The sequence below is a fragment of the Acinetobacter brisouii genome (assembly GCF_008993995.1).
GTDB lineage: Bacteria > Pseudomonadota > Gammaproteobacteria > Pseudomonadales > Moraxellaceae > Acinetobacter > Acinetobacter brisouii_A.
On record NZ_BKNN01000168.1, the window covers coordinates 1 to 748 of the forward strand.

Annotated in this window: 2 protein-coding genes; both read right to left on the reverse strand. The window is 33.8% G+C overall.

The genetic code is table 11. The annotated features are described in order from the left end of the window. A partial coding sequence (locus GBN19_RS15480; protein WP_171494514.1) for a transposase occupies nucleotides 1-358 on the reverse strand: 358 nt, incomplete at its 3' end. Nucleotides 359-405: 47 nt separating this feature from the next. Beyond that, complete coding sequence (locus GBN19_RS15485; RefSeq protein WP_000122230.1) at nucleotides 406-711, reverse strand: IS630 transposase-related protein; 306 nt, start codon at nucleotides 709-711, stop codon at nucleotides 406-408. Between the last annotated feature and the right edge of the window lie 37 nt (nucleotides 712-748).

Sequence of the window (748 nt, forward strand, 5' to 3'; positions counted from 1 at the left end):
CAGGAAGCCAAAGAATTTTATGCCCTTGTTGTTCCAATAACTCCTGAATATCTGCTCTTTTATGAAATGCTGCATTATCCATAACCACTACACTATTTTCTGGTAATGCTGGTATGAGGAATTGCTCAATCCAAAAATGAAAAACATCTGAATTGATTTTGCAGTCAAATAAACCGACTGAAAATAAATACCCTTTATGGATTGCTCCAATGGCATTGGTCTGATTCTTTAATTGCCAATTATATTGCCCTAGACAGGGTACTCCTTTTCGTGAGTAGCCATGAGGTCTGTAATCATGTGACTTAAAACCACTTTCATCCAGATAAATAATCGGATGGTTTTTTTCTAATTCATTCACTTGCAGAATAAATTTATCCCTAAGCTTTGTATCTGCTTTAGGATGGCTTAACGTCTTTTTTTAACTGTAATATTTAAGCGCTTTAATGCAGCACCAATAGATGAAACACCACAATTAAAACGTGCAGCACGTTCATATTGATAAGCATCAGGATACTTTTCAACATCTTCACGTAAAGCATCATCGTTAATTTTAGAAGGTTTACGTACACGAGTTTTTTTAATCTCTATACGTTTCTTCCATTCAACAATGGTATTTTTATTAATTTCAAATTGTGCAGCTACCGCTCGAATAGAATAACCTTCCTCAAGCTTAGCTAAAATTTTACGTCTAAAATGTTCTGAATAACTCATTGCACCATTGTATTGGTTTTATAATGATTTGACTATA